Below are 26,533 nucleotides of genomic sequence, written 5' to 3'. Positions count from 1 at the left end.
CATGAACGATTTTATTGCGATAGAAAACATTCACGAAGTGCTTGATCGCAAAATGTTGCTGCCCACAGTGGTGCTATGGAATCGCCTGGAAGGACGGCCCCGCACCAAAAACTTCACCCGTGCGCTCCGTGCCGAGATCCGCGATCCGCTGTGGATGCTCTGCAAGCAGTGGCAAACCGGTGAATTCAAAGGCGACGATGCCGGATCGCCGATTTTCGCCAAGGTACACATGGCGACCACCGAACTGACCAAGTATCAGCCCGGCGATGCCGCTGTTCAGGATTTCGACCGGTCAGCTCCGTTGGAAGCGATCGTCGAACAGCGCCCGTTTCCTTACAGCGGGCAGCAGCATATTCTCTCGCTAGATATCCGCTTGCTGATGGGACGGCAATGGCTCAAGTATCTCCAGTCGGCCGGTTTATCCGCATTGAAACCGCAATACCTGCAACATGCCGGTTACCAGATCACCGAACCCGATCCTGCCAACCGCAGCGATGCTTTTCTGACCGCGCATCCGGCGGTATGGCAAAGCTTCTCGGCATTGGCAGGACGCGCGATGGATGGCGCCAATCTGTATTTCTATTTAAAAGCCGATAATCTGCACCACGCCTACGATGGCATCACTCTAGCCAATGATATCGACAAGACAACCATCGATGATTTGGCCGGCAAATTCGTACAATGGTACGAGCAACTGTTCTACCAGCCGGATCAGGATCAAAACGACGCTTGGCAGCCGCAACAACTGGAATATCAATTTGCGGTATCGGCACCGAAATCCGGCACGGAAAAAGTCATGACCGCTGAAGAGTATTACCAAGGCCGGCTGGATTGGTACAACCTGGATGTTGATCCTGCCAAGAAAAGCTTGGATGCCAGCAATGGCAGTCCGGTGGAAGAAACCACCACATTATCGTTCTTCCCAACCGCCATTCAATTCGAAGGCATGCCGAATACCCGTTGGTGGACGTTTGAAGAAGGTAAAACCAATTTCGGCGACATCAAACCCGATACTACCGACATCAACAAACTACTGTTGATGGAATTCGGTTTGGTGTATGCCAACGATTGGTTCTTGGTGCCTTTCCAGTTGCCGGTCGGCAGTATCGCCAATGTCCAAGGTCTGGCTGTCACCAATGTGTTCGGTGAACGATTCTGGGTCACGGCATCGGGTTCCGGCAGCGATGAGGACTGGCAACGCTGGGCGATGTATAACCTTACCGTTAAAGGCAGCGATAACGTTCGCGCCGATACGTCTTTATTGCTGTTACCGACCGTGCCCAAGATCCAGGAAGGAAAACCACTGGATGAACTATGGTTCGTGCGTGATGAAGTGGCCAATATGGTGTGGGGCATCGAGAAAAAAATTCCATTGGCAACAGGCCGCAGCAAACCGGGAAACGAAGCCGGACGCGAACTTTTCAGCCGCCTGGAAAGTATTCTGGACAGTGAAATCGAAGGTGGTCTGGTGGTGCCAGAAGTCCCCGAAGCAAGTGCGGCTATCCGCTATCAATTGATGCAAGGCGTGCCGGAAAATTGGATTCCAATGATTCCCGTGCATTTAGACAACAACAATCGCGAAATCCAGTTACAGCGCGCGTCGATGCCGCGAATTATCCTCGGCGATCCGAACCCACCGGAGAAAGTCAAACCGCGTACGGTACTCTTACGGCAAGGACTCGACCAGCAACCACCGCAACCTTATTTTCTGCACGAAGAAGAAGTCCCGCGAGCAGGCGTGCAAGTCACACAAGCGTATCAGCGCACGCGCTGGAACAATGGCCAGGTCTTCTGCTGGCTGGGTGTGAAAAAACATACCGGCCGTGGCGAAGGCAGCAGCGGCTTGGCGTTTGATCGGGTCAAGCCGACCAGCGAGCGCCTGCGCCGCGCGCTGAAACCCGTGCCGAAATAATGTAACCGGCAATCGCAGCATATCTGATGATCCAAGCAATGATCGCTTTTTGTAATCGATCGATCTAATTCCAGGTTAAAAAAATTACAATCATCGGTATATAATTTCCGCTTTCAATTTTTTTGCTTATCAACATGCAAAAATCCGAACCACCGGTAATCGAACCGTTTAAATTCGTTTTTAGCTGGCGGCGTTTCCTGATTCATTGCGCCATTATGGGATTTTGTGTTCTTCTTGGGCTGATGACTTGGTATTTCGGCAAACCGCATAGTGTGCGGCTTTATGAAACGAAGTCGGAAGCGCTATTAGCAACGCCGATAGCACCGGGTATTGATATGGCTCTGGATGCGCGCAGCTCCGTCGCCGTCAAGGAAGGCCAACCGCTGCATGTGGAATTGTTCAAGGGAAATGTATATTTTGATATCCAAAAGGACGCCGTTCATCAACTGGAAGTGAAAGCCGGCAATACCCTCATCAAGGATTTCGGAACCCGCTTTAGCGTGCAATTACATAAAGATGGCACCGGTCATATCGCCGTTGCCGATGGGCACATCAAGATTCATACCCCTTCCGGCACTATTTTTCAGATCAATGCGCTTGAACAAGCCGAATTTGACGACACCGGCATCAGCAAACACCGGTTGCTCACCGAACGGGACATTGCGCCTTGGCGATCTCAGCAGTAATTCTACCCCGGTTGTTTGCCTAGGAGGCACTGATTAATTCGTCGAACAAGATGAGATGCAAGGCGGATGAAGCACAAGAAAACAATATGTATCAATAAGATAAGCGAGTTCCTGAGCACCACCCAACGCAGCAAATCGCTTGCGCAGGCCATCAATCAGCGCCTCCCTAGCTTACTGGCATTAAGAGCGCACCACCAAGCATCCAAAGCCTTGCCGGGTTAGGCTTTGGCAGGCGTTACGCGCCTGATTTTCCTGCAATCCCACCAATCGCGCCCGGTACAACTTGCGGTTACTGATTTCCACTTCGGTCACTGCCACTTCGCCGGGTATCAAGCGAGCTGCTGCCTGCGCATTGGCGCGCGCCCGGTCAGGCTCATGATAGGAACCGATCTGCACAGCCCAGCTCTCTTTGGCGGACGATCCGGCTTTTTGCGATTGCGGATGTGAGGACGATGTCTGTGCGCTTGGAGCCGCCGGATGATGCCGCGATGCCGCTACCACTGTATCCGCTTTACTAGGTTGTTGCTGATGGGGTTTTTGCACGGGCGCTGGAGCAGGAGCCGGTGCGCTCACTTTCGCCGCAGCCGCTGTTGTCACACGGGTTGGCGTTTTTTGACTGGCCACTGAGTTTGCGCGATTGCTCGAGCTCAAGCTGCGGTCGATTAATTGCGCCATATGCTGATCGCGGGCCGCAGCCGTATGACCGCCCATGACTACCGCCACGACGCGGCGGTTACCCCGTTTCGCAGATGTCGCCACATTAAAGCCCGAAGCGCGGATAAAACCGGTTTTCAATCCATCGACGCCAGGAACATTCCGCACCATGCGGTTATGGCTGTTATAAGTCACGCCTTTATAGCTGAACGATTGTGTTGAAAAATAATGATAGTATTTTGGAAAATCCTTCATCAGCCGTGTCGCCAAGGTCACCATATCCCGCGCCGTGGTTTTTTGCTCGCCGTTCGGCAGACCGGAAGCATTGCGGAAAGTGGTTGAACGCATCCCGAGCTGACGCGCCTTATCGGTCATCATGCGGCCGAAATTAGCTTCGCTGTTGCCCAACGCTTCAGCAACCACAGCTGCGGCATCGTTCGCCGAACGCACAACCAAAGCGGGAATCGCATCGCGCACTTTGAGACTGTCACCGGCACGCAACCCGATATTGGTCTGCGGCATACCGGCGGCATGAGCCGACACTTTCATCGGCGTATCCAGCGTCATTTTGCCCCGCTCCATCGCTTCGAACAGCATGTACAACGTCATCATCTTGGTCAGAGAAGCCGGATAGCGGATGGCATCCGCGCTGTCTTGGTGCAGCACGGCGCCGCTATCGGCATCGATCACAATGGAAGAATAGCGGGGATTCGCCTGCGCCGGATTCAACAAGAACAAGGACAACAATGAAACTGCAGCGGCGAGAAGTCCTTTTGTGATTGCGCGGTTTGAAAAGAACATGAATGAGTACCTCTTGAATATTGATCTAAAAATGGAAACCCTGCGGCTCACGCTGAGCCAACTTTTGCAAGTCAAGCTTGCAATTCCGGATATGACGATGGGCTTATTATTTTTTCCACTTTTTTATTGACTGCTCCCGTTCGATGCCATCGAACGCGCTGCAAGCATAAAAAAATTGTCCGTATCAATCCTTCATGCCATGCATTCTAAAACGAAAGCCTTATTACATAATCGTTAATAAATAGCACATTTTGCCTTATCTACAAAGCATTTTCTGCGATTACGCATGCCGTTCGTTACCTTGAAATCCAATCATTGCGGGCAAATCAAAGCTTCACCGGCGAACACCGCCGTCGTTCATATTCACTTAACAATCTGTAATATATATGTTTTTTCAGTATTTATGTAAGCTCCAAATACCATTTACCGCGTTCCCATCAACAAGATGCAGACCATCGTCACAAAAACATTGGAAAAATAAACACCGGCACTAATAATCAACGCAATGACACACCAGTTAAGAATCAGCTCGGTAATAAACCGACTGGGGCGTGCGCCCGATAATTGCAAGATTTCTTGTTTTGCATTGACTGACACCCCCCCTGCACAGCAGGCTTCAATGTTGGCATAGAGTGATTTGATGAATTTTTAGCGTCAAGAGGCGCCAGAAAATTCCTCATAAGGTTTTAAATTCCCAGATTGAGTCATAATTTTATTAAGTTCTGGATGATTTGTTTCAAAAAAGTAATGAAAAAGAAAATGATCATTTGCTTTCCAAATTGACTTTACTTGATCAACCTGAAGCATTAACAGTCGGTGTGGAATATACCCAATATGCTTCATTTCAATAAAATCACCGGCAGGAAATAAATCTTCAAAAAGTAAGCCAAGATACAATTTCTGGAGTGGAAAACGTGCGCAAACGATCATCCGATCAACTCCGAGTGTCAGGCACAGCAAATAAAATGCCTTGAAAAGCGCATTGCGCGCTTGTTGACCGAGCTGTCCGTCGGTTATCGCAAAACGGACCGCTTCGGCCAATGTCTGGTTTTCAAACTGTTCCGGTAGTTGGATGGTACTTTCAAGCGGCAGCGGATGATGGCGGTTGACATGAATCCGCATCGTCCCTAGACTTTTGCCCCCCCCCTCTTGCGCATCGTCTTTGGATTCGACCAGCAAAACATAGGTGTCCGGGCCGGTATCGGCGGCTTCCGGTGCGGCCAATTGTTCGGCAAACTCAGGAATATGCCGGGCATAGGCTTGCCGGCGCAAATCGGCGGCTTTTTGCAAATCATCCGGTGAGTTAATGATACGAACGGTGAATGGCAAATTTTCTATCGGGAGCATGTCCATATCACTTATTGGTTCCATCAGTCTTGGCAATGGCTAAAAAAGTTTGAGCATCTTGCAGTTGCATCAAGCTGTTGTCAATAAATCCCGGTATCCATTGACGCCCCCGCGCTGCTGCGGCATGATTCGAACCCGTAAGCACGCTTGGTTGCCTCTTGCGTTAACCAAATCGATGGAGTTTCTATAATGCCTATCATTTCAATGTTTTATGGAATCATAATCCGTATGTATTTGATTGATAATGCGCATCACCATCTCCCGCATATCCATGCGAAATATGCGGAGTTTGAAGCTTCCATCAGTATCGATGACGGTGAAATCATTTCGGGAGAATTGCCACGTAAACAATTGCGATTGGTGCAAGCGTGGATTGAACTTCATCGCGATGAATTGCTGGCGGATTGGGAATTGGCGGTGAGCGGTGAAATGCCCTACAAAATCGATCCATTATGAGGCAATGACGCTATGTACTGGGATGTAAAAACAGTCAAACCCTTGCCGGATTATTGTATTTACGTGGAAGTAGCGGACGGCCGCAAGGGGGTTTTCGATATGAAACCGTATCTCGATCACGGTGTTTTTCGCGAATTGCGCGATGTGCATTACTTTAATCAAGTCGGTATCGTCTTCGGCGCGGTCACATGGCCGCACGAACAGGACATCGCGCCCGAAACTTTGATGGCCGGATTGACTGAGGCTGATTGAAGAGCATCTCTAAAGGTTCTGAATCAGCCAAAAGTTACAGAGCATTCATTGACGCCCCTGCACCGCTGCGGCATGATTCGAACCCGTAAGCATCTGGGTTTTCACAACTTCTTCCTTTTCACACAGAACTTATGACCATAACTTCCAATCGCGACTGGGCATTGATCGCCGGACCGTTGCAGGCAGGCGCGCTGTATTTCTGGATGCGTCAATCCGGCTGGGAATCGCCGGCTTGCTGGACAGGTGCAATCGCGATTTTATGTGTGGTGTGGTGGATATTTGAGCCGATTCCGATTCCGGCGACGTCGATTATTCCGCTGGCGGTTTTCCCGCTGACCGGTGTTTTACCACAAGACAAGATTGCTGCGGCGTACGGTAACGAATTGATCTTGCTGATGCTCGGCGGTTTCATGCTGTCGGCGGCGATGGAACGCTCCGGTGCGCACCGGCGCATTGCGCTGGGGATGGTCAACGTCATCGGCGGGCATAGCAGCCGCCGCATAGTACTAGGGTTTATGGTAGCGACGGCGGCGTTGAGCATGTGGATTTCAAATACCGCGACGGTGTTGATGATGCTGCCGATTGCGTTGGCGGTGATCGCACAAAGTCCGAACAAAAAACTGGCAGTGCCGCTACTGCTGGCCACCGCCTATGGCAGTAGCATTGGCGGCCTTGGCACACCGATCGGCACGCCGCCGAACCTGGTATTTATGCAGCAATATGAAAAATTTACCGGTACGGCAGTGAGCTTCTCGGAATGGATGAGTTGGGGATTGCCGGTGGTGCTAATCTTTATCCCGCTGGCTGGGTTATGGCTGACGCGTAAGCTCGATTACCGCGGCGCATTGACGATTCCCCCCGTGGGCGACTGGCGTCCCGAAGAACGCCGCATGTTGATTGTATTCGGCCTGACCGCACTGGCCTGGGTCACTCGTCTGGAACCGTTCGGCGGCTGGAGTACGTGGCTCGGTCTAAAAGGCGCGAACGATGCGATTGTCGCGCTCATCGCCGTGGTGATTCTGTTTCTGGTGCCGAACGGACGCGGCGGCAAATTGATCGATTGGCAAACCGCCGAACGCGTGCCCTGGGGCATTCTGATCCTGTTCGCAGCCGGTATTGCCATCGCGCAAGCCTTTATCGAATCCGGCTTGTCGCACGCCATCGCCGGTCATTTGACGATGCTGGCCAGCCTGCACCCGCTGATCATGATCGCCACCATCGCACTGATCGTCACCTTCCTGACCGAAACCACCAGCAACACCGCTACCACCATCCTGCTGATGCCGATCCTCGCCTCCGCCGCACTCGGCGCAGGCATCGAGCCCGCTCTACTGATGGTACCTGCCGCAATGAGCGCGAGTTGCGCTTTCATGCTCCCCGTCGCCACGGCGCCGAACGCTATCATCTACGGCAGCGGCCACGTCACCATCGCGCAAATGGTACGCGAAGGATTGGCACTGAATTTCATAGGTGTTGTGGTGATTACGCTGGTTACTATTTGCTTTTTGTAAATTGGGGGCACTATAGGACGTCTCTAGGAGTCTGCCGGACTTAAGACTAATCTACTACGCCGAGTGGGATAACGGTTCATATTTTTAAACACGACAAGGCGAGATAATTCCCCTAATAGGGGTATAATCTGCGAATGGAAAAGCGTATTCCACATTATTCATTGCCTGAAATTCATGCCCAGATGCTGACGGAGCAGGATATGAATCTCACAGCCACAGCGCTCGCTGGAATACGTGCAATTGGTATGTCGCAAGCAGACGCTTTATCGGTTATCAAAAAGCTGGCACGAAAGAATTTTTATAAGAGCATGACTACACATGGCGATAACCGCATTTGGCAAGATGTTTATCACAGTAACTGGAAGGGAATTGATCTCTATATCAAATTCCAGCGCCATGAGGAATATTTTGTGATCTCATTTAAGGAGAGAGACGGTGAGTAAATGGAATGGTAAGGCTTGTCATTTATGTGGCCTTGGTACCCTGCATGATGGCAAAAAAACTACGAATCAGTTTTACCGGGAGCATTGCTATACCACTGAGATTAGCGGAGCATTCTGTGATCACTGTGGAGATGGCGTGATCGATTTTGATCCTGCCGAGGAGGAAAGATGGTTGTCATTCCGCAGACAAGTTGATGCCGATGAAGCCGCAGAGCTGTTTCGTATCAGAAAGAAACTAAAATTGTCGCAGGTAAAAGCCGCTCGCTTAGCGGGCGGCGGAAAGAACGCATTTTCCCGTTATGAACGGGGCCAAGCAAAACCGGTTGCCGCTGTTACTAACTTATTCAAATTGTTGGATAAACATCCTGAATTGATTAAGGAGTTGCAGTAAACACGTAACCATCTGAAATATAACACCATCGCTTACCCATCCCCTTTTACACAAAACTGATGGCCATGACTTCTAATCGCGACTGGACCTTAATTGCCGGTCCGCTGCTGTCTATCGCAGTGTGGCTAACCATGAGCCAATCCGGCTGGGAGCCATCGGCTTGCTGGACCGGGGCGGTGGCGATCTTGTGCGTGGTGTGGTGGATTTTCGAACCGATTCCGATTCCGGTGACGTCGATTATTCCGCTAGCGGTTTTCCCGCTGACCGGTGTTTTACCACAAGACAAGATTGCTGCGGCGTACGGTAACGAATTGATCTTGCTGATGCTCGGCGGTTTCATGCTGTCGGCGGCAATGGAACGTTCCGGCGCGCACCGGCGCATTGCGCTGGGGATGGTCAATGTCATCGGCGGGCATAGCAGCCGCCGTATCGTGCTAGGGTTTATGGCGGCAACGGCAGCATTGAGCATGTGGATATCGAATACCGCGACGGTGTTGATGATGCTGCCGATTGCGCTGGCGGTGATCGCGCAAAGCCCCGATCGAAAACTCGCGCTGCCGCTGTTACTGGCGATTGCTTACGGCAGCAGTATCGGCGGTTTAGGTACGCCGATCGGCACACCGCCGAATCTGGTGTTTATGCAGCAGTACGAAAGTTTCACCGGCAACACGGTGAGTTTCTCGCAATGGATGAGCTGGGGTCTGCCGGTAGTGCTCATCTTCTTGCCGATTGCCGGATTATGGCTAACGCGCAAACTGGATTACCAGGGTGAATTGACGATCCCGCCCGCAGGCGACTGGCGTCCGGAAGAATATCGCGTGTTGATCGTATTCAGCTTGACCGCGCTGGCGTGGATCACGCGCCTGGAACCGTTTGGCGGCTGGAGCACCTGGTTCGGCCTGAAAGGCGCGAATGATGCGATTGTGGCGCTCATCGCCGTGGTCATTCTGTTTCTGGTACCGAACGGACGCGGCGGCAAATTGATCGACTGGCAAACCGCCGAGCGCGTACCTTGGGGCATTCTCATCCTGTTCGCAGCCGGTATCGCCATCGCCCAAGCATTTATCGAATCCGGCTTGTCGCACGCCATCGGTGATCATTTGACGATTCTAGCCAATCTACATCCGCTGGTAATGATCGCCACCATTGCTTTAATGGTTACATTTCTAACGGAGGCCACCAGCAACACCGCCACCACCATCCTGCTGATGCCGATCCTCGCCTCCGCCGCACTCGGGGCCGGTCTCGATCCCAGCCTGTTGATGGTGCCCGCCGCGATGAGCGCAAGCTGCGCCTTCATGCTGCCTGTCGCCACCGCGCCGAATGCTATCGTGTTCGGCAGCGGTCACGTCACCGTCGCGCAAATGGTGCGCGAAGGGCTGATGTTGAATTTGATCGGGGCGGTAGTGATTACGGTAGCTTGTTATTTTTTGGTGGTGTAGCAACCGCACTTCAAAAGAATGGAAATGACTGCTCCGGATTATGCGGTCTAAGAATGAAACTTCTAAGACGCTGGTCTAAAACAACATGCCGGACAACACCCAAGCCTTCCATCCCGCCAAGCATAGTAGGGTAAAGAAAGCGGCAATCAAATCGTCGAACATCACACCAAATCCGCCTTTGAATCGATTGTCGCAATAGCGGATCGGTTGCGGTTTGGCGATGTCGAAGAAGCGGAACAATACAAATGCCGCCAATTGCCAGGTCCATTCATCCGGGATGAAGAACAACACCAGCAGAAACGCGACGGTTTCATCCCACACCATGCCGCTATGATCGGGTTCGCCAAGCGCTTTGCCGCTGAGGCCGCAGGCCCAGATGCCGACGATGAACATGAGATCGATCACCAGCAGGAAAACCAGCGGGGTTAAGTAAAGGTTACACAGCCAAAACAGAGGAAACGCAACCAGCGTGCCAAACGTGCCGGGTGCTACCGGAGCCAGGCCGACGCCACCGGAAAACGCAATGATGTAGGCCGGATGACTGTAGACCAGTTCCAGATCGGGTTTGAATGGTGCGGATTGCGTATTGACTGTATTCTCGGGTTCAGGCGCGAAAGTGGTCATAACCTTTGATATCCATCGTTATTGGGTTTCCTTGCGCATCTCTAACGATCAGTCCGGTACCGCTGACGATTTCACCGATGTGGGTCAGCGGTAGCTGCATGGTTGCAGCAAGTTGAACAATCAGTTCATGCTGGACCTTTGATGCTGTAAAGCATAACTCATAATCGTCGCCGCCGGCCAGTAAACATTGTAAAGCGATCGATTGCGGTATCCGCTTTTTCAATGGAATGACGCACGGTATATCTTCCAGATAAATGCAAGCGGCTTGCCCGGAATTTTCAAGGATATGCCCTAAATCCGCCAGCAAGCCATCGGAAATATCGATGGCGCTATGCGCCAGCCCGATCAAACGCTGCCCCAGTTCCACTCTGGCAATTGGCGTCAGCAAGGCTGGCAGGCACTGCGCAACTTCGCCAGATTCAAGAGTAATTTGTTGTAATTCATGTTTGAGCGCCAACGCGGCGCTGCCAAGTTGACCGGATACCCAAATGTCGTCGCCCGGTTTCGCGCCACTACGGCGCAACGCTTGCCCTGCAGGAACTTCGCCGATAATTTGCACGCAAATAGCCAATGGCCCGGCGGTGGTATCACCGCCGATCAATTGCACCCGGTGCTTATCGGCCAGTGCGAAGAAGCCTTCGCTGAATTGCGCCAGCCAGCTAGGATGTTTCGCCAATTCTTCCGGCAACGTCAGCGCCAGCATTGCCCAGCGGGGGTTGGCGCCCATTGCCGCCATATCGGACAGATTAACCGCCAGTGATTTATGACCCAGTTGATGGGGATTGGCATCCGCAAAAAAATGCCGTCCGCTTACCAGGGTATCGGTCGATAATGCCAGCTCGTGACCGGGCGTCACGGAGATGAGCGCTGCATCGTCGCCGATGCCAAGCACTGCATCGTTGCGCGCTTTCTTGAAATAATGCTGGATGAGGTCAAACTCCGAGCACACGATGAGAACCGCTACGGATGCTTCCTTACCGTTTTTTGCGCCCGCGTTTCCACTGGGCGGAGCCGGTCGGCCAACTTATCCAGCACACCGTTGACATATTTGTGACCATCGCTGCCTCCAAACGTCCTGGCTAGCTCGATTGCTTCGTTGATGATGGCGCGGTAAGGAATCTCCGGGCAGTGCATGAGTTCATAAGCGCCCAGAAACAAGATGGCGGACTCAACCGGACTGAGTTCCTTCATGGAACGGTCCAGACATGGCTTTATCGCTTCCTCCAGTTCTTCAACTCGTTCTATCACGCCATGCAACACCAGTGCAAAATGCTTCTCGTCGACATGCTTGAATTCTTCGGATTCGCGCAATTGCTGTTCGATGTACGCCGCGTTCCCGCCGGCGACTCGCCATTGATAGAGACCTTGCAACACGAATTCCCGCGCAATCCGGCGGCGGCTTTTGTATTTCTCCGTTTTATTATCGGCGATCGGGCCAGTCTCAGTTAACATGTCATTCATATACCGATTTCATCTATCTTGAAATGCAAATTTGCCATCTCCAGGGCAACCTGCGCCGCTTCCGCTCCTTTAGTGCTCATTCGCGCAATCGCTTGATCTTCATTATCCGTGGTTAATATGCCATTGGCGATGGGTATCTCGGTTTCAAGTTGCACCATCAGCAGGCCGCGCGCCGATTCATTGGCGACCACTTCAAAGTGATATGTGTCACCGCGTATCACGGCGCCCAAAGCAATCAAGGCATCAAATTGATCCGACATCGCCATTCTCTTCATGGCCAAAGGAATTTCCAACGCGCCGGGAACAGTGACAATCAGAATATTCGAATCCTGCACTTGATTCTTTTTCAGCTCCGCGGTGCATGCGCTTAGCAAGCCTTCGCCGATATCGATATTAAACCGGCTCATGACAATGCCGACGCGTATATCCGATCCGTCCAGATTCGATTCAAATTCAATGATATTGTCGTAATAAGCCATGTTTAACTCCTGTAATTTTACACTTCATCACTGACTTTATTGCCCGATTCGGCGAATGGATCAGCGCTCCTGCTGCATGTTCACATAACTCGTCACTTCCAGGCCGAACCCAGTAACGCTCGGCATTTTTCTTGGCGCAGCCATCAACCGCATTTTACCAACATTCAAATCCTTCAGGATCTGCGCACCTATGCCGTGATCGCGCAGATCGGTTTTAATCGGACTGTGGCTATGCGGATCTTTTTTCTGGATGCGCTCCAGCAGTTTTGCAGCGCTTTCCTTACGATGCAATAATACAATAACACCTCGGTCCGCTTCCGCGATTAGTCTCATGGCATCATGGATACTCCAGGAATGGGTATTGTCATGGATATCCAATAAATCAATGACCGATAAAGGCTCGTGCACCCGCACCAGGGTTTCAGCGGACGGATCTATCACGCCTTTGACTAAAGCCAGATGAATCGTATTGGCGATTTCATCGCGAAAAGCGGTCAATAAAAATTCGCCATGCATTGTCTGGATCACGCGTTCGGCAACACGAGTCACGAGACTTTCCGTTTGACTGCGATATTCAATCAGATCGGCAATAGCACCGATTTTAAGCTGATGTTTTTTTGCGAACTCGATCAAGTCCGGCAATCGTGCCATGCTGCCATCTTCTTTTAGAATCTCGCAAATTACCGAAGCTGCGGTTAATCCGGCCAATCTCGCCAGGTCGCAACCGGCCTCGGTATGTCCAGCGCGCACCAGCACACCACCTTTCTGCGCCATCAATGGAAAAATATGCCCGGGTTGTACGATGTCTTGAGGTTTGGCGTCCGCTTTGACCGCGGCTTGAACGGTACACGCGCGATCCGCCGCTGAAATTCCCGTGGTAACGCCGCTGGCAGCTTCAATCGAAAGGGTGAAATTGGTACCCAGCGGTGACCGGTTAGCCGACACCATGAGTGGTAAGTCCAATTGCTGGCATCGCTCTTCGGTCAAGGTTAAGCAAATCAAGCCGCGCCCATAAGTCGCCATGAAATTAATCGCTTCCGGTGTGACAAAATCAGCGGCGAGTACCAGATCCCCCTCATTCTCACGGTCTTCTTCATCGACCAAAATGACCATCTTACCTTGTTTCAAATCGGCAATAATGTCCTGGATAGCGCTGATATTCATGCTCTCTTACCCCGGTTAAACTAAACGTTTAGTAATCTTGCCACATAACGAGCCAGCATGTCTGTTTCCAGATTTACCCGCGCGCCTGGGATGAGTTCTTTCAAGTTCGTCATTGCCATGGTATGTGGAATGAGATTGATTGAGAACGTGCGGGCTTCTGTTCGATTGATCGTCAGACTAACACCATTGACGGTTATGGAGCCTTTCTGTGCTAAAAACCGCACGGCGGATTCCGGCGCTTGAATGATCAATTCATGACTTTCCCCGACAGCAGCCAATTCGACCACTCTGCCAACGGCATCCACGTGCCCGCTGACCAAATGTCCGCCCAGCCGGTCGGACAAACGCATGGCCTTTTCCAGATTGACGCTTGCGGCTGGTTGATCCAGTCCGACGGTGCAATTCAGTGTTTCCACGGAAACATCGACCACAAACGAATCATGCGCCAGTGCGGTTACCGTCAGACACACACCATTCACAGCAATGCTGTCGCCGGGCGTGACATCGCTCAGATCCAGCCGTTGCGCGGAAATGGTTAATGACAAATCGCCATGACCTTTATCGGTACAAGGCTGGATACTGGCGATGACACCTGTGGCTTCTATGATTCCGGTAAACAATTCGATTCAAATTTCCAGTTTCTCAAACCGCATAGTTTAGCATTACCCGATACCAAGAATCTGTCCGGATGACAGTTTGGCGCTAATTACCTGGCCTAGCGCCCGAAACGGGGCGCAGTCAGCGTCACATCGGCGCGCTCCCAGGCTTTCTTGTAACGCGCTTCGATCAGAGCCGCTTGATCGTCCTTGTTTTGCGCGCGCATGGCCTGCATTAAGCCGTAAAGCGCCCAGCCATTATTCCGGTTGCGGCGCAGATCTTCCCAAAAAACCGTTTCTGCTTCTTCCGGCCGCCCTGATTCCAGCAAGATGGCACCGAGCGATAGCCGTGGCGGTTGATGAAATTCGGCCGGTTCGGTATAGATCAAGGCGTCTTCCAGCCGGACCGCTTTTTCAAGATACGCAATAGCCTGATCGAATTCCCCTCGGGCGGCAGCGATTTCGCCGGCAAGCACCTCCGGAGCGATGCGAAGCACTGTACTCGAAGTGTTTTTAGACAACAAAGGGTGGTCTAATCGTGGATCTTCCATGATTTTGCGCAGCGCCGCGAGCTCCTGTTCAGCTTGTGTCAACTGTTTCGTGGCCACCAGCGCGAGGCCTCGCACATAATGCCAGCTGCCGGTTAAGAAGGCATTGATCGATGGCGGCGGAGCAAGGTCTAGAACTTCCTTCCAATGCCCGAATCTCGCCAGCGCCCAATACGGCGTCACGCGGAAAACCGCCGTCAGCGGAATGGCTTTTAGCACGTCATCATCGATTTTCCGGGCCGTTTCTTTTGCCGCTTCGAGCGCAAGTTTACTTTGCCCATCCGACGTCGCCGCGAACCAAAGAAAGTGAATATTGTGCGGATAGTAAACCATCGGGTATATGCCGTGAGCATGATCTTGCGCGATGTAAGACTCGTCCGCCGCAATAGCCATTTGATTGCTTTTGATCGAATCGGCATAGCGGCCAACGCGCTGATAAATATGCGATGCCATATGAATCATATGTCCTGCTTCCGGCATTAATTTAAGCAGCGTATCAGCCGACTTCTCGGCGCGTTCCGGCGTCAATGTCGGCTCAATTAAATGAATATGCATGTGCAAGGCGCCGGGGTGTTCCGGGAAGCGCCGCAATACGTCTTCCGTCAGGGCGACAATTTCGGCAGTGCCTTCGTAAGGAATGCCGTCAAGCATCCAATAACCCCACGGCCGCAGATCCATCATCGATTCGACGTACAGCATGGCAATGTCCGGATCATCCGGAAAGCGCTGGTGCACTTCGCGCATTGCCGCCGCGTAGGCTTGGTCATTGGCGGTTCTGTGTTCGGCTTTGCCGGAGTAGCGTTTTTCAAGGGCGCTGATAAGCGCTTGCTCTTTCTCGGAAGCTCGCGTCATCAGGGATTTGGCTTGCTGGATGATTTCCAGCGCGCGGGGCTCTTCGTTCGGCTCCATCATGGCGTTAATATTCGGGCCGAGCACCAGCGCTTGTCCCCAATACGCCATCGCAAGCCCAGGATCCAGCCGGGCCGCTTCCCGGAATGCCTGACGCGCCTCGGCATGATTGAATCCATACGCGAGATTGAGCCCTTGATTGATGTATTGCTGCGCCAATGGATTATTTGTACTGACAGGGAATGCGTGCTTGCCGAGGTTCTGTAACCGGGGAGCGGGGTGATGCTTCGAATCAAATTGTTGCGCCGCGCCGGATACCGGAGTGTGCGATGGGCGGTTTTCTTTTTCAGCCGTAGCCCAGGATGTGACAGGACTTGTAACGGCTAGAACCGCAATCAGAAAGGGCAAAACGATAATTCTGGAATGCATAGCTACCTCCGTTAAAAATGTTAATGACCAGGTCAACAGGAAATTTCTCGAGACTATTCAGCCGTCGTGGGATCAATCACCGATCGGACTTGCGCAACACGAGTGACAGGAAATCCGCCCTGTTCCGCGTGCGCTCGAATAGCGGCCTCGTCCGGCGCAAGATAGAGGCAATATACCTTATCATCAGTCACGTAGCTTTCCAGCCATTGGATGCTTGGCCCCATGCTGTTAAGAATAGCGCAGGACTTTTGCGAAATGGCTTGGAGGTCTTGGGGCGTGAACGAACCAGCACCAGGAATCTCACGTTCAATCATGTACTTGGGCATATCTTTCTCCTTTATGGGAATACTGATTAATTGACCACACGAGCGAATTACTTCGTTGCACGGTATTCACTCCCTCGCCTATCTTGTTAATATGCTTCGGTTGCTGCATGCCATGCGCCTCGTGCTTCATCTCGTTTGCTGAATTAATCATTGTTTCCTTAATGTACATTAAAAACGACCGGTCGTATTTTTAAATATCAAAAAATAACTACCGTACAAAAAAATCATCCAGTAAATCATGACAGCATTGTTTGACCGGCGCGGACGATTTTTCTATTTGCATCCGCAGTAGCGCCCCCTGCCATGTATTAATCAATAAATCAGCCATTTCTTCGGGAGTCTTATCCGTTCTGACAAAACCTTGTTGCTGCGCCTGGGCCAGGCCGGATTGCAATAAATCCCGGTATCGTGCGATTGCCGATTGCAGGGATTGCTGACATACGTCGCTGTTGCTGCCAATTTCTCCCATGAGGCTGCCCAGCAAGCACCCCCCTTTAAATTTGTTTTCTTCAAGTTCCACAATCAGCTCGGCAAAATAGCGCCGGATAGCCCCCAGCGCATCGGAACCGGATTGCTGGAGATGCGTGGATAACCGCAAAATGAACGGCTCGATATAATGCTGAATGACTGCCGCACCGAATTCTTCTTTGCTGCTAAAGTAGTTATAAAAAGAACCTTTAGGAACATTAACCGCATCGAGAATCTCCTGCAGACCAGTGCCGTGATAACCTTGATTCATAAAAAAAACAACACCTTGATTCAACAGACTCTCTCGATTAAATTCTTTTTTACTTGATTTTGACATGCAGAAATAATACGACCAGTTGTCTTAAAAATCAAATTAAATTTGGTTTTAATTTTTAAGTAGCGGATTTTTTGATGGATTGGCGCGCCCAACACGATTCGAACGTGCGACCCCCGCCTTCGGAGGGCGGTACTCTATCCAGCTGAGCTATGGGCGCTTTTGGTGAACAGACGGTTACTGTTGTTTACCGGGCGACAGGATAACCGCTTTTATTTTTCCCGTCCAACTTGTATTGCCGGATATGATCATAATGAAAAAATATGAGGCGCATCACTCAATTGATCGACCGGTTTGCTCAGTAGTTTTTGTTTCCAATGCCATGGTTGCAACGGGGAAGATTTTAACAGTTTTTACCACACGATTCTTGGTTTGGATGATTTCCAAGGGATAACCGGCAATATTCAGGCCGATCCCTGCTTCCGGAATATCTTCCAGATACTCCAGGATGAGGCCATTGAGAGTCTTTGGTCCGTCCAATGGAAACTGAAAACCGAGTTTGCGATTCAGCTCTCGCAGCAAAGTGCTGCCTTCCACGATAAAACTGCCATCTTCTTGTTTTAGAAAAGTGTTTGCCTGAGTAGGCGCATGGGTAGTGAATTCCCCGATAATCTCTTCGATGATGTCTTCAAGTGTTACCAGCCCCATCCATTCACCGTACTCATCGACCACTAACCCGACTCTTTTTTGGTTTTCCTGAAAAAGCTGTAACTGCGAAAACAGGGAGGTTCCTGATGGAATGAAATAAGGTTTGCGCATAACTTTTTCCAGAACCGCTGCTGTGACCTTGCCATCTTGCATTTGATTTAAAACCTTGCGGACATGAACAATCCCGACAATATTGTCCATACGATCACGATACACCGGCAAGCGAGTATGATGACAAGTCAATAACTGTGCATGAATGACTTCATCATCCGCGTTTAGATCGATGGCTTCGATTTGGCTGCGCGGGACGATGACATCGTCAACAGTGATGGTGTCAAGATCGAACAGATTCAACAACATGCTTTGATGCTTATGCTGAATGAAATGACCGCCTTCCAAAACCAATGTTTTGAGTTCTTCGGTGCTAATTTTCTGTTCAAGTTCGCCTTTCTGCGGCTTTAATCCGAACAACAGCAACAGGCCGCTCACAAACAAATTGACAAACCACACCACGGGATAACAGATAATCAGTAGTGGCGTTAGTATGTAACTGGCTGTAAGCGCGATTCGTTCTGGATACGCGGCAGCGATCACTTTCGGGGTAATCTCGCTGAAAACCAGGATTGCGAATGTTACTGCAATCGTCCCCATGAATAACGCAAAGTCATCATGCGCGAACAATGTAGCAACAATGACTGCGACCAATGTTGCAGAAGCGGTATTGAGTAAATTATTGCCCAGTAAAATGACTCCCAATAGCCGATCCGTTTTATTGAGCAGTTTTAACGTTAACTGGGCGCCGCGATGGCCTTGCTTGGCGAGATGCTTCAAGCGATAGCGGTTAATCGCCATCATGCTGGTTTCAGATAAGGAAAAAAAACCTGACAAAATCAACAAGAACACCAATGCAATCAGCAAGATGTGTAACGGCAAATCTTCCAAGAATCACCTATCATGAAATCGTGTCATTGCTGCTAAGAGCAACCAATAAATGAACTGCATTCCCAGCAGCCAATCAGGTTGGCTTCGATCATTAACTGCAGCGGAGCATCCCTTCTAATCTTACGCGATATTGCGATTACACGTATAATAATTAGAAAATCGCAGACATGTATGAAATTAATTTTTCTCATGCATTGTTTAAAACTTTTTCCAATACATTCTTCTTTTCAGAAAAATAAATTAATTTCGACCTGCTTCCAACAATTGGAGAGACCATGTATCAACATATAAAAATACCTGCTGACGGAAAAAAAATTCAGGTAAACATCGATAATTCATTAACTATTCCCGATAATCCCATCATCCCTTTTATCGAAGGTGACGGTATCGGCATTGATATCACCCCGGTAATGAAGAAAGTTGTCGATGCAGCGGTTGATAAAGCTTATGGCGGCCAGCGAAAAATTTCTTGGATGGAAATTTATGCAGGGGAAAAATCAACGAAAATCTATGGTCAAGACGTATGGTTACCGGAAGAAACATTACAAGCCGCAAAGGAGTTCGTAGTTTCAATTAAAGGTCCCCTTACAACACCGGTGGGTGGCGGTATCCGTTCAATCAATGTTGCTCTCCGCCAACTGCTGGATTTGTATATCTGTTTGCGGCCTGTTCGTTATTTTAATGGAGTGCCAAGTCCTGTTAAAAGCCCGGAAAAAACAGATATGGTCATTTTCCGGGAAAACTCTGAAGATATCTATGCGGGTATCGAATGGGAAGCAGAATCAGAGAGTGCGAGGAAAGTTATTGATTTTATGATCAATGACATGGGAGTAACAAGCATTCGCTTCCCGCAAACCTCCGGTATCGGTATTAAACCGGTTTCAAAAGAAGGCACGGAACGTCTGGTACGCAAAGCCATTCAGTATGCAATCGCCAATAATCGCAAGTCGGTAACGCTAGTACATAAAGGTAATATCATGAAGTTTACCGAAGGAGCATTCAAAAAATGGGGATATGCATTAGCCGCTAAGGAATTTGGCGCTGAATTACTGGATGGCGGTCCCTGGATGAAATTGATCTTGAAAAATGGAAAGAGCATTATCATTAAAGATGTCATTGCAGATGCGTTCTTGCAGCAAATCTTGTTACGCCCGGAAGAATACGATGTAATTGCCACTTTGAATCTGAACGGCGATTACATTTCCGATGCGCTTGCGGCGCAAGTCGGAGGGATCGGAATTGCACCGGGCGCCAATCTGAGTGACACCATTGCCATTTTTGAAGCAACGCACGGAACCGCTCCGAAATACGCAGGCAAAGATCAAGTAAATCCAGGTTCCATCATATTATCGGCTGAAATGATGCTACGTCACTTGGGCTGGATAGAAGCCGCCGATATGATTATTAAGGGAATGGAAACAACAATCCAGCAAGGAATCGTCACCTACGACTTCGCACGCCAGATGGCCAACTCCAAAGAAGTATCCTGCTCCGCGTTTGGTAACGCGATAATTAAGAACTTAGCTTTATAAGCTGTTTAGTTAGGAAAATGCTGATAAATTTGGCGAACGAACGCAGCAACCAGGAAATATCAACAAGATAGGCGAGTGAGCGAGTGCCGCGCAACGAAATGTTTCGTTCGTGCAGTCATTAACCAGCGCTTTCCTTAACTCAGCGATCTGGATTTCATCTCGATTCTGATCCAATGCAGCGCGCAAAAAAGAATAGAAAATAGAACCCCTCACTATTAATTCTCAGAAAGGGGGATTGGGAAAATACTAAATATGGATTGTTATAGTTATTGACTTACCGGCTATCTAACTAAACTCTATCAATCTTTAAGCATTAATAGGGGTTCTTCTGCCAGAATTTATAGTAGTTAAGTGGATTGGATATTAGAGGCTTGCTTTCCTTTCGGTCCTTGAGTGACATCAAAGCTTACTTTCTGACCTTCTTTAAGAGTTTTGAATCCAGACATATTAATTGCCGAGAAGTGAGCAAATAAATCTTCGCTGCCATCATCTGGAGTAATAAAACCAAAACCTTTGGAATCGTTGAACCATTTAACTGTACCTGTTGCCATTTCTACTTCCTATATAAAAACTGGGCCGGAAACCCTAACACTATTTGAATTCTTGCATCCCGAGGAACAAAAAACATCTCAAAAAACTCGAAATCAAACGCCAAATGCAGTTTTACGCAAATCTAACGTTAAAGTCAAGCGGTTACAAAATTTTTATGGCAAACGAATATGTAATTGTCTTAAGATACTTGAAAAATTTGTCGTAATCGTCAAAGATGTCAAAATGCAGATTATTTTCAGTAGTTGTATGTTTCTCAAAAGCTGGTAAGTCGTAATGTCTGACAATCATTTAGAAGTCATTTCCCAAGTGCATGAGAAGGTAAAACAAAAACCTCCTCCACTTTATAAGATATTATTATTAAATGATGATTTCACCCCTATGGAGTTTGTGATAGAAGTGCTAAAAAAGTTTTTTTCCATGAATCATGAGCAGGCCACACAGATAATGTTGAAAGTACATACTGAAGGTGTGGGTGTGTGTGGAATTTATCCAAGTGATATCGCAAACACCAAAGTAAAGCAGGTTACTGACTTTGCGAGAATTAATCAGCACCCGCTCAGGTGTGTAATGGAGGAAAATTGAGATGATTGCTCCAGACTTGGAAGTCAGTCTGCATATGGCTTTTGTTGAATCAAGGCAGAAACGGTATGAATTTATTACAGTCGAGCATTTGTTACTGGCTATGCTTGATAATGCCAGCGCAGCAGAAGTGCTCAATGCATGCTTGGTCGATATTGAAGATTTACGATCGGCCCTATTAGACCATATCACACGGCATACTCCCGTAATTAACGGAGCAGACGAAGTTGATACGCAGCCAACGCTCGGATTTCAACGCGTGATTCAGCGCGCGATTCTCCATGTTCAATCTTCTGGAAAAAAAGAGGTGACGGGCGCCAATGTTTTGGTATCAATTTTTGGCGAAAAGGATTCTCATGCCGTTTATTTCCTCCATCAAAGAGGTGTCACACGTTTAGATGTAGTCAATTTCATCTCTCATAATATTCGCAAAGTCTCACACGAGTCCGATACCAAATCAGGCAGTGAAGCAGAAAATGAAAATGAATCCAGCACTAGTGGACTGCCCGAGAATTATACGATCAATCTTAATCACCTAGCTTTACTTAACAAAATTGATCCGTTGGTCGGGCGCGATAAAGAAATCGAGCGCGTCATTCAAACCTTATGCCGGCGCCGTAAGAACAACCCGTTGCTGGTCGGTGAAGCCGGTGTTGGTAAAACCGCTATTGCAGAAGGTCTGGCGAAGCGTATTGTCGAAGGTGATGTACCTGATCTACTGCTGAAGCATCAAATTTATGCACTCGATATGGGTGCTTTATTGGCAGGTACAAAATATCGCGGTGATTTTGAACAACGCTTAAAGACATTATTGAAACAGCTCACCGACAATCCTTCCGCCATCTTGTTTATTGATGAAATTCATACCCTAATCGGCGCCGGTGCGGCTTCCGGAGGCGTTCTGGACGCATCTAATTTGCTGAAACCTGTTTTAAGTTCCGGACAATTACGCTGTATTGGCGCAACTACCTACAATGAATATCGTGGAATTTTCGAAAAAGACCACGCCCTATCACGGCGATTCCAACAAATCGAGGTAAACGAACCCAGCGTGGATGACACAGTTGCTATACTACGTGGCTTAAAATCGCGGTATGAGCAACATCACAAAGTCAAATACACCGCTAGCGCGCTTGTCTCCGCAGCCGAACTGTCGGCTCGATTCATCAATGACAGGCACTTACCTGACAAAGCGATTGATGTGATTGACGAAGCTGGCGCAGCGCAACGGCTATTGCCTAAATCCAAAAAACGCAAAGTGATAGGTAAAAACGAAATCGAAAACGTCATTGCCAAAATCGCACGGATTCCGCCGCAAAATATATCCACAAATGATCGTAATCGATTAAAAAATTTGGGGCGCGATATGAAGGCGATAGTCTTCGGTCAAGATGATGCAATCGATGCATTGACAGCTGCGATAAAAATGGCGCGCAGCGGGCTTGGGAATCCCCAGAAACCAGTTGGTTCCTTCTTGTTTTCGGGACCTACAGGTGTTGGAAAAACCGAAGTTGCCAGGCAGTTAGCCTATGCGCTTGGTATCCATTTGCATCGTTTCGACATGTCTGAGTATATGGAGCGGCACGCCGTTTCCCGCCTGATCGGTGCACCACCAGGATATGTTGGTTTCGATCAAGGTGGATTATTAACGGAAACAGTGATCAAACATCCCTATTCAGTATTGTTACTGGATGAGATTGAAAAAGCGCACGCGGATATTTTTAACATCCTGCTGCAGGTCATGGATTATGGAACCCTCACCGATAATAATGGACGAAAAGCGGATTTCCGTAATGTCATTATCATTATGACGACGAATGCCGGCGCAGAATCTCTCACAAAATCAGCGATCGGGTTTACCAAAACCAAATCTACCGGAGATGAACTCGCGGACATTAAAAAATTATTTACTCCCGAGTTTCGTAATCGACTCGACGCGATTATTTCTTTCGCACCATTAAATGAAGACATCATTCTTCGCATAACTGACAAATTCCTGATCCAGCTCGAATCGCAATTACATGAGAAGAAAGTAGAAGCAACATTTACCGAAAAATTGCGCAGCTATCTTGGAAAACACGGATTTGATCCGTTAATGGGCGCCCGCCCAATGGAACGGCTGATTCAAGACACAATTCGCAGCGCATTAGCTGACGAGCTGCTATTCGGACGGCTTGTGAATGGCGGTAAAATTACCGTCGATATCGATAAACACGAAAAGATCAAACTTCTGTTCGAGGACGAAGCTGCACTTTTATGATCTATGTAAGGGCATTCATCACAATAGAAGCTCAAGACCCATTAAAAATGCAGCTTGCTCAAACTCATCATCCAACAAAAAATGTAAGGGTTTTTAGTTTCCCATTCCATACAATTCGATTTTAACGATAACCACAAAATTCAGTTGTTCTACTGATCTCCCAATCAGTGCCTGCATCTCAACATATATTCGAGTTACTCTGGATATAAGCACTGAATTCAGAAGGTTCTTGAAATACGCGATCGAGGCAATTCAACTCAATGTTTTTAGCGCTGTTGCGCATGCGTTTTTTTTAACTTTCCAATCGAATCACTCAACACTCCAGCAAAATACAGCCAGTAGCAACATTGTGTCTAATTGTTTACAAACAATTATAAATCTTTCAACAATCCCATCTCATTAAAAGGGCGGATTCAACATTGAAGTGCAACTTTTGTAAGGAAGTTTATAGGCAAGCTGCGGTAGTATCGGAGCTGCTTAAACGCCAAGTAAAAGGAGCACAGATGAAGCACTACAAGCAGCTCACCCGAGAGCAACGATACCAGATTTCCGGTTTGAAGAAAGCGGGCTTGAACCAAACGCAAATTGCGGATGAAGTGGGCGTACATAAGTCAACGATATCCCGGGAATTCGGGCGGAACAAAGGCCGGCGTGGCTGGCGTCCAAAGCAGGCGCAGGAATTGCGGGATGAGCGTCGAAAGAAATGCGTCAATGCCCAGCGTTTCTCATTGCCGGAATGGGCGGAGATTGAACGGTTGATCCGGCTGGACATGAGCCCGGAACAAGCATCTTGCCGGCTTACACTGGAATGCGGGTTGAGAATCAGCCATGAGACGGTGCACATTTATGAAGACAAACGCCGTGGTGGCGACCTGTGGCAACATTTGCGCTGCCAGAAACCGCGCAGAAAACGTTACGCGGGCGGTCAAGAGCGCCGGGGCACGATCAAGAACCGGATCGGCATTGACGAACGCCCGGGGATTGTCGATCAGAAGAGCCGCATAGGCGACTGGGAAGGCGACACCGTGATCGGCAAGAACCATCGAGGCGCCTTGGTCACATTGGCTGAGCGGAAGTCGCGCTACATACTGGCAGCCCAAGTACCCGGCAAACAGGCATCGGGTGTGACGGCGGCCGATAACGCGGCTGCTGCGTCCCCATAAAGACAAGTGCTACACCATGACGTTCGACAACGGGAAAGAGTTTGCAGAGCATGAAACCATCGCGGCGGAACTGGATGCAGATGTCTATTTCGCCCGTCCCTACCGTTCATGGGAGCGTGGCTTGAACGAGAACAACAACGGGTTGCTGCGCCAGTATTTCCCCAAGGCAATGGAGTTGATTGAGGTTACCCAGGAACAAGTGCAATGGGCGGTGGATAGACTCAACCACCGGCCACGCAAAGTGCTTGGATTCAGAACCCCGTTTGAGATATTCTTCGGGAAGACGGTGCGTTACACTAAATTACCGTTAGGTGTTGCACTTCGAAATTGAATCCGCCTTACCCTCGCTGTCGTAAACAGCTGGCTCAAAAGGTACTGAACACTTCGCAGCCAGCGCGGTCTCAAGGATATTGGTCGTAGTATGTAAATCGCACTGCGAGTGCCTGCAAACCAATTCCTTATCTTGAGTAAACGTGACATCGCACTCCAATATCCCGGCACCCATCCGCGCCGCTGCTTCGTATGATTCCTTGGTATGTTCCGGGAATTGCAACGCCGCCCCGCGATGCCCGATCGAAAAATCCGAACGTTTAAACGGCCCGTTTTCACAGCTTCTCATTTTATCTTTTAGCGGTCCGCTATCCATATCGTTGACCAGAAAATAAGGCCGCGGTCCCAATTGAACAGTCATGTTCCGATTTTGATTGTTACCGATCAAGGTGCCATCGCTGCTTGCAACCCAACCGGGTGTCGTTAGCGAAACAATGATCGCGATCGATCCCATCATCAGCGAACCAATTTGCATTACCTGATGCTGTCTCATAGCTTTCTCCTATCCATCGTTATTGATTGACTTAAAACTTCTGAGCGGATACCACCAACATATCCGTGCGGGATGTTAGCCAGAGGATGTTTCAACGATATGATTAGCCGGTTAAATTCTAATGAATCTATGATGACTTGATTGCGCGGATGATTTTTACAGTTCAGTGTTCGAAAACTGCCAACACTATATAATCAACGAATCCTTAAAACCAATCGGATTTCAAACAGGAAGCAATCATGAAAAAATTTTTTATCTGGTTACTGTTTTCTTTAAGCCTTAGCAATGCTTATGCCTTGTCGATCGTATATGACGGATTTGAATGTACGGATGAATCGGCAGCTTCCAGTGTTCCGGCGCAAAGCAGATTTTTAATCGAACAAGACTTGGGGAATGGCCATTACAAATTGTTGCTGGAGGGTGGTTACTTGGTCTTCAAAGATAAAGCCTGCCTGGAAATGCTAAATAAAATTTCAGAAGGCCTTGAACATGTAGCCGATCTTTCACGGATAAAAGCAGTCGCGTATTTTAATGGCAATCAGCTAGTGATCTCGTACGGTAGTATTGTGCGGAATAAAGACATTGTGCGCGGCGATCCGGTCTTGCTGGGTGACACTAGCTTTCCCAGTACGTATACACTGGTTTTTGATTACTTACCCTCAAAGCAGGCATTTACGCTTAAAAGCGTTACCAAGCTCGATAATTCATTTATGGCCCGGACTACTGGAGAAACCGGCGTCTCGCAATCTTTTTCGCTTTCTCAAGTAGATCCCATATTTCCAGTTGAAACCATTGAATTCTTTATTAAAGAATAGATTTGTTGATTGTTATTACTGGTTAATTCACGATAAGTTTCAGGAT

At 49.0% G+C, this 26,533-nt stretch carries 28 protein-coding genes, 1 tRNA gene and 1 pseudogene; 13 read left to right on the top strand and 17 right to left on the bottom strand.

Annotation, left to right across the window (positions count from 1 at the left end):
* Position 1: 1 nt before the first annotated feature.
* Positions 2-1,912: a hypothetical protein gene (locus ACV7NC_RS12795; RefSeq protein WP_458152971.1), complete on the top strand. Its 1,911-nt coding sequence runs from the start codon at positions 2-4 to the stop codon at positions 1,910-1,912.
* Positions 1,913-2,046: 134 nt separating this feature from the next.
* Complete coding sequence (locus ACV7NC_RS12790) at positions 2,047-2,598, top strand: FecR domain-containing protein (RefSeq protein ID WP_458152970.1); 552 nt, start codon at positions 2,047-2,049, stop codon at positions 2,596-2,598.
* 180 nt (positions 2,599-2,778) lie between these two features.
* Here ACV7NC_RS12790 and ACV7NC_RS12785 read toward each other — a convergent pair whose 3' ends face one another.
* The 4 genes from ACV7NC_RS12785 to ACV7NC_RS12770 form a co-directional block, all read right to left on the bottom strand.
* Positions 2,779-4,053: a D-alanyl-D-alanine carboxypeptidase family protein gene (locus ACV7NC_RS12785; RefSeq protein ID WP_458152968.1), complete on the bottom strand. Its 1,275-nt coding sequence runs from the start codon at positions 4,051-4,053 to the stop codon at positions 2,779-2,781.
* A 423-nt stretch (positions 4,054-4,476) separates the two neighbouring features.
* A complete protein-coding gene (locus ACV7NC_RS12780; protein ID WP_458152967.1) occupies positions 4,477-4,650 on the bottom strand; it encodes a hypothetical protein in 174 nt (57 codons plus the stop codon).
* Between the two features lie 57 nt (positions 4,651-4,707).
* Positions 4,708-5,424 (bottom strand): N-acyl amino acid synthase FeeM domain-containing protein, encoded by a 717-nt coding sequence (locus ACV7NC_RS12775; protein ID WP_458152966.1) that lies wholly within the window; start codon positions 5,422-5,424, stop codon positions 4,708-4,710.
* Complete coding sequence (locus ACV7NC_RS12770; RefSeq protein WP_458152965.1) at positions 5,408-5,545, bottom strand: hypothetical protein; 138 nt, start codon at positions 5,543-5,545, stop codon at positions 5,408-5,410. The genes ACV7NC_RS12775 and ACV7NC_RS12770 overlap by 17 nt, the downstream gene beginning before the upstream one ends.
* A gap of 44 nt (positions 5,546-5,589) precedes the next feature.
* On the opposite strand from ACV7NC_RS12770, the gene dhiT reads away from it, so the two are divergent.
* The 6 genes from dhiT to ACV7NC_RS12740 all read left to right on the top strand — a co-directional run bounded on the left by dhiT (position 5,590) and on the right by ACV7NC_RS12740 (position 9,895).
* A complete protein-coding gene (gene dhiT / locus ACV7NC_RS12765; RefSeq protein WP_458152964.1) occupies positions 5,590-5,856 on the top strand; it encodes a type II toxin-antitoxin system toxin DhiT in 267 nt (88 codons plus the stop codon).
* Positions 5,857-5,868: 12 nt separating this feature from the next.
* Entirely contained in the window at positions 5,869-6,108 is a 240-nt protein-coding gene (locus ACV7NC_RS12760) for a DUF2442 domain-containing protein (protein WP_458152963.1), read from the top strand.
* A 131-nt stretch (positions 6,109-6,239) separates the two neighbouring features.
* Positions 6,240-7,619 carry an SLC13 family permease gene (locus tag ACV7NC_RS12755; RefSeq protein ID WP_458152961.1) on the top strand — a complete coding sequence of 460 codons (1,380 nt, stop codon included), beginning with the start codon at positions 6,240-6,242 and terminating at the stop codon, positions 7,617-7,619.
* A 134-nt stretch (positions 7,620-7,753) separates the two neighbouring features.
* A complete protein-coding gene (locus ACV7NC_RS12750; RefSeq protein WP_458152960.1) occupies positions 7,754-8,062 on the top strand; it encodes a type II toxin-antitoxin system MqsR family toxin in 309 nt (102 codons plus the stop codon).
* Positions 8,055-8,453 (top strand): type II toxin-antitoxin system MqsA family antitoxin, encoded by a 399-nt coding sequence (locus tag ACV7NC_RS12745; RefSeq protein WP_458152959.1) that lies wholly within the window; start codon positions 8,055-8,057, stop codon positions 8,451-8,453. The genes ACV7NC_RS12750 and ACV7NC_RS12745 overlap by 8 nt, the downstream gene beginning before the upstream one ends.
* A 65-nt stretch (positions 8,454-8,518) precedes the next feature.
* Entirely contained in the window at positions 8,519-9,895 is a 1,377-nt protein-coding gene (locus ACV7NC_RS12740) for an SLC13 family permease (protein ID WP_458152958.1), read from the top strand.
* A gap of 75 nt (positions 9,896-9,970) precedes the next feature.
* Here the strand turns inward: ACV7NC_RS12740 and ACV7NC_RS12735 are convergent, their stop codons facing one another.
* The 11 genes from ACV7NC_RS12735 to ACV7NC_RS12685 all read right to left on the bottom strand — a co-directional run bounded on the left by ACV7NC_RS12735 (position 9,971) and on the right by ACV7NC_RS12685 (position 18,754).
* Entirely contained in the window at positions 9,971-10,519 is a 549-nt protein-coding gene (locus tag ACV7NC_RS12735) for a phosphatidylglycerophosphatase A family protein (protein ID WP_458152957.1), read from the bottom strand.
* On the bottom strand, positions 10,500-11,468 hold the full coding sequence (thiL, locus tag ACV7NC_RS12730) for a thiamine-phosphate kinase (protein ID WP_458152956.1): 969 nt from the start codon (positions 11,466-11,468) through the stop codon (positions 10,500-10,502). The genes ACV7NC_RS12735 and thiL overlap by 20 nt, the downstream gene beginning before the upstream one ends.
* A gap of 11 nt (positions 11,469-11,479) precedes the next feature.
* Entirely contained in the window at positions 11,480-11,980 is a 501-nt protein-coding gene (nusB, locus tag ACV7NC_RS12725; RefSeq protein ID WP_458152954.1) for a transcription antitermination factor NusB, read from the bottom strand.
* Positions 11,977-12,459, bottom strand: a complete 483-nt coding sequence (gene ribH, locus ACV7NC_RS12720) for a 6,7-dimethyl-8-ribityllumazine synthase (RefSeq protein ID WP_458152953.1) — start codon at positions 12,457-12,459, stop codon at positions 11,977-11,979. The genes nusB and ribH overlap by 4 nt, the downstream gene beginning before the upstream one ends.
* 60 nt (positions 12,460-12,519) lie before the next feature.
* Positions 12,520-13,623, bottom strand: coding sequence for a bifunctional 3,4-dihydroxy-2-butanone-4-phosphate synthase/GTP cyclohydrolase II (gene ribBA / locus ACV7NC_RS12715; protein WP_458152952.1), 1,104 nt, complete (start codon positions 13,621-13,623; stop codon positions 12,520-12,522).
* A gap of 20 nt (positions 13,624-13,643) precedes the next feature.
* Positions 13,644-14,243: a riboflavin synthase gene (locus tag ACV7NC_RS12710; protein WP_458152951.1), complete on the bottom strand. Its 600-nt coding sequence runs from the start codon at positions 14,241-14,243 to the stop codon at positions 13,644-13,646.
* 95 nt (positions 14,244-14,338) lie between these two features.
* A complete protein-coding gene (locus ACV7NC_RS12705; protein ID WP_458152950.1) occupies positions 14,339-16,045 on the bottom strand; it encodes a hypothetical protein in 1,707 nt (568 codons plus the stop codon).
* Positions 16,046-16,098: 53 nt separating this feature from the next.
* Positions 16,099-16,371, bottom strand: a complete 273-nt coding sequence (locus ACV7NC_RS12700; protein ID WP_458152949.1) for a DUF4242 domain-containing protein — start codon at positions 16,369-16,371, stop codon at positions 16,099-16,101.
* Between the two features lie 208 nt (positions 16,372-16,579).
* A complete protein-coding gene (locus ACV7NC_RS12695; protein ID WP_458152948.1) occupies positions 16,580-17,176 on the bottom strand; it encodes a TetR family transcriptional regulator C-terminal domain-containing protein in 597 nt (198 codons plus the stop codon).
* A gap of 80 nt (positions 17,177-17,256) precedes the next feature.
* Positions 17,257-17,333: transfer RNA gene (locus ACV7NC_RS12690), tRNA-Arg, on the bottom strand.
* Between the two features lie 113 nt (positions 17,334-17,446).
* Complete coding sequence (locus ACV7NC_RS12685) at positions 17,447-18,754, bottom strand: HlyC/CorC family transporter (RefSeq protein WP_458154939.1); 1,308 nt, start codon at positions 18,752-18,754, stop codon at positions 17,447-17,449.
* A 284-nt stretch (positions 18,755-19,038) separates the two neighbouring features.
* Between ACV7NC_RS12685 and icd the strand changes: the two genes are divergently transcribed.
* The gene (gene icd / locus ACV7NC_RS12680) at positions 19,039-20,295 is read left to right on the top strand and encodes an NADP-dependent isocitrate dehydrogenase (RefSeq protein WP_458152947.1); all 1,257 of its coding nucleotides are present in this window, start codon (positions 19,039-19,041) and stop codon (positions 20,293-20,295) included.
* A 347-nt stretch (positions 20,296-20,642) separates the two neighbouring features.
* Here icd and ACV7NC_RS12675 read toward each other — a convergent pair whose 3' ends face one another.
* Positions 20,643-20,846 (bottom strand): cold-shock protein, encoded by a 204-nt coding sequence (locus ACV7NC_RS12675; RefSeq protein ID WP_108698144.1) that lies wholly within the window; start codon positions 20,844-20,846, stop codon positions 20,643-20,645.
* A 274-nt stretch (positions 20,847-21,120) separates the two neighbouring features.
* Between ACV7NC_RS12675 and clpS the strand changes: the two genes are divergently transcribed.
* From clpS to ACV7NC_RS12660, 3 genes and pseudogenes are all read left to right on the top strand, one after another.
* The gene (gene clpS / locus ACV7NC_RS12670; RefSeq protein WP_458152946.1) at positions 21,121-21,429 is read left to right on the top strand and encodes an ATP-dependent Clp protease adapter ClpS; all 309 of its coding nucleotides are present in this window, start codon (positions 21,121-21,123) and stop codon (positions 21,427-21,429) included.
* Between the two features lies 1 nt (position 21,430).
* Positions 21,431-23,686, top strand: a complete 2,256-nt coding sequence (gene clpA, locus ACV7NC_RS12665) for an ATP-dependent Clp protease ATP-binding subunit ClpA (protein ID WP_458152945.1) — start codon at positions 21,431-21,433, stop codon at positions 23,684-23,686.
* 503 nt (positions 23,687-24,189) lie between these two features.
* Positions 24,190-25,180, top strand: a pseudogene (locus ACV7NC_RS12660) (IS30 family transposase).
* Here ACV7NC_RS12660 and ACV7NC_RS12655 read toward each other — a convergent pair.
* Entirely contained in the window at positions 25,157-25,672 is a 516-nt protein-coding gene (locus ACV7NC_RS12655; protein ID WP_458152944.1) for a glycerophosphodiester phosphodiesterase family protein, read from the bottom strand. The pseudogene ACV7NC_RS12660 and the gene ACV7NC_RS12655 sit on opposite strands and share 24 nt — an antisense overlap.
* Before the next feature lie 239 nt (positions 25,673-25,911).
* On the opposite strand from ACV7NC_RS12655, the gene ACV7NC_RS12650 reads away from it, so the two are divergent.
* The gene (locus ACV7NC_RS12650) at positions 25,912-26,487 is read left to right on the top strand and encodes a hypothetical protein (protein WP_458152943.1); all 576 of its coding nucleotides are present in this window, start codon (positions 25,912-25,914) and stop codon (positions 26,485-26,487) included.
* Positions 26,488-26,533 lie beyond the last annotated feature (46 nt).

The sequence above is a fragment of the Nitrosomonas limosa genome (genome assembly GCF_054188085.1).
Note: the sequence above shows the minus strand (reverse complement) of the source record. Positions and strands in the feature narration are given on the sequence as shown.